The sequence below is a fragment of the Pseudomonadota bacterium genome, assembly GCA_010028905.1.
Lineage (GTDB): Bacteria > Vulcanimicrobiota > Xenobia > RGZZ01 > RGZZ01 > RGZZ01.
Map to the genome: position 1 here is coordinate 1 of RGZZ01000632.1, position 2,429 is coordinate 2,429.

Consider the following 2,429-nt stretch of genomic DNA (forward strand, 5'->3'; position numbering starts at 1 on the left):
CGCGATGCCGCTCATCGGCAGCAGGGTGGGGGTGTTGTAGGTGCCGTTGGTGTTGTAGAGCAGGCTGTAGGCCAGTCCGGTGCTATCGGCCGCGAAGATGCTCTGCCCCTGCTGTGGCGCTCGGCCGTACAGCGCATTCGCGGTGACCGCTGTGGCGCCCAGCTCGCCGAACTGCGCACTGCCGTTGTTGCCGAAGTAGTGCGCCTTGCCGTCGCCTTCGGTCACAACGAGGTCGACGGCTTGAGGGGCGCTGGGGTTGTGAACGGCCGTCAGCTTCAGCCCGCTGGCAACGGTACCGAAGTACTGTGGCGGGTTGAGGGTGCCGCTGCCATTCGCATTGCCGAGCAGCACGGCAATGGTACCGTTTGGGCTGCCGGCCAACGAGGCGGCCAGGTCAAGCTTGCCGTCGCCGTTGAAGTCGGCGACGGCGAGGCTCTGCGGGGCGGAGTTGGTGAGGGTGTAGTTGACGGGCGCTGTGAAGGTGCCGTCGCCGTTGCCCAAGAGCACCTGAACGAGGGTGTCGTTGCCATCTGAGAGTAAGAGGTCGCTCTTGCCGTCTTTGTTGAGGTCGGCGATGGCAATGTCGGTCAAGGTGACCCCGGTTTCGATCTGAACGGGTGCGCTGAATCCACCGCTCTTATCGTTCAGCATCACGTGCACGACAGCGGCAGTGCATGCATAGACGAGATCGGGATAGCCGTCTTGATTCAGATCGCCGGCGGCTTGCGCCGTGAGCGAAGCGGAGACGGGAATGCCGTTGGGGTAGTCGGTGCGCGACAAGCGGGGCGTGGTGAAGTCGGGGACGAGCGGGGTGACGGTGAAGGCCACCGATGTATCGGCGGTGAGGGTGCCAGAGGTGGCTTTCAGCGTGTACCCTGCCGCGGCGACGCTGAGATGCAGGTCGGCGAACGTGGCCACCCCGTTCACGGCGTTCACGGTGAGGGTGCCGCTGAGCACCGCGTTGCTGGGGTTCTTGTCGAGGCTGACGGTGATGGCGTCGGTGGCTGTTGTGATGGTGCTGCCGTTCTGGTCGACCACGGCCACCTGAGGGGCGGGGGTGAGGGCGACGAAGGCTTCGCTCTTGCGCGCACTGTCCTTGGCGGGTTGCGTGATGAAGCGAAGGGCTGTGGCCTGCAGCTGTGGCGTGGGGGTCGCGCTCACCGGCCCCTGCGTGGGCTGGCCGCCCGAAAACCGAGGGCCTCCACACCCCACAAGAAACGCCACCATGCTGGCCAGCAGCACCATGGGCACGACGGCCGACGACACGATCTGCGACGCTGCCCCCGCCATTCCGCACCCCACCAGCAGCACGCTGGTGAGCAGCAGCACCACCCCCATCAGCGCCCAGGGGTGCAGTGCGCGACACGTCTTTTGTGCGGAGCGATGGGGAGAAGGCGTGAACACGGTGTGGTGCAATCCTCTCAAGTGACGTGCGACGGCAAGTCTAGTGCATCGGTCTCTGCGTTTGTCCTGTAGCACATTCAGCTACTGGTGCAGGTTGATGGTGTTTGAGCTTCCGCCCACGTCTGGGGTCACGATGTCCGGCTTGCCGTCGCCGTTGAGGTCGGTCACCGAAACGAAGCTGACCGGGCCATTTGTGCCCACGTAGACGGGCGGGGCGAACGTGCCGTCGCCGTTTCCGGCGAGCACGGCGACGTCAGAGAATTCGCCCGAGCCGATGACGAGGTCGAGCTTGCCGTCGGCGTTGAAGTCGACGGCCACGCCGTTCGAGAGCGGAAGCCCTGCGGTGATGTTTGCGGAGACGGTGAACGTGCCGTCGCCATTGCCCAGCGCCACGACCAGCGCGCCGCTGGGGGAGGTGACGGCGAGATCGTTCTTGCCGTCGCCATTGAAGTCTCCAACGACGACACCATCGGGCTGGTTCAGCGACACGACGCTCTGCGACCCCTTGAACGTGCCATTGCCGTTGCCCAACAGAACCAGTGCTGTGTTCAAGCCGTTGCAGGTGACCGCAATGTCTGGCTTGCCGTCGCCGTTGAGGTCGGCCACCTGGGGCACGGTGGGGGTGTTGCCCATGCCGTACTCGCCGGGGCTGCTGAAGGTGCCATCGCCATTGCCCAGCAGCACGAGCACCTCGCTCACGCCGCCGTGGGCGGTGTCGGTGCTGGCCACGATGTCGAGCTTGCCGTCGCCGTTCACGTCGGCAAGCGCCACGCCGATGGTGTTGTAGGTCGCGGGGACAGCGGTCTGGGTGAACGTGCCGCCCCCCTGGTTGAGCAGCACGCCCACCTGGGTGTTCTTGTAGCTCGAGACCACGACGTCGGGCTTGCCGTCGCCATTGACGTCGCCCACAGCCAGGCCGGTCGCTTTGAGGGGCGCGCTCGAGTTCACCTGCGCCGCGAAGCTGCCGTCGGCATTGCCCTTCTGGAAGGCCAGGTTTGCATTGCGGTCGACCGTGAGCAGATCGG

The 2,429-nt window shown here is 65.5% G+C and carries 2 protein-coding genes; both read right to left on the bottom strand.

Translation table 11 applies throughout. The features are described 5' to 3' along the window. Nucleotides 1-1,338, bottom strand: a 1,338-nt coding sequence (locus EB084_23745; GenBank protein NDD31275.1) for a VCBS repeat-containing protein, incomplete at its 3' end; no start/stop codon positions are given. Nucleotides 1,339-1,485: 147 nt separating this feature from the next. Further along, a partial coding sequence (locus tag EB084_23750) for a VCBS repeat-containing protein (GenBank protein NDD31276.1) occupies nucleotides 1,486-2,429 on the bottom strand: 944 nt, incomplete at its 5' end.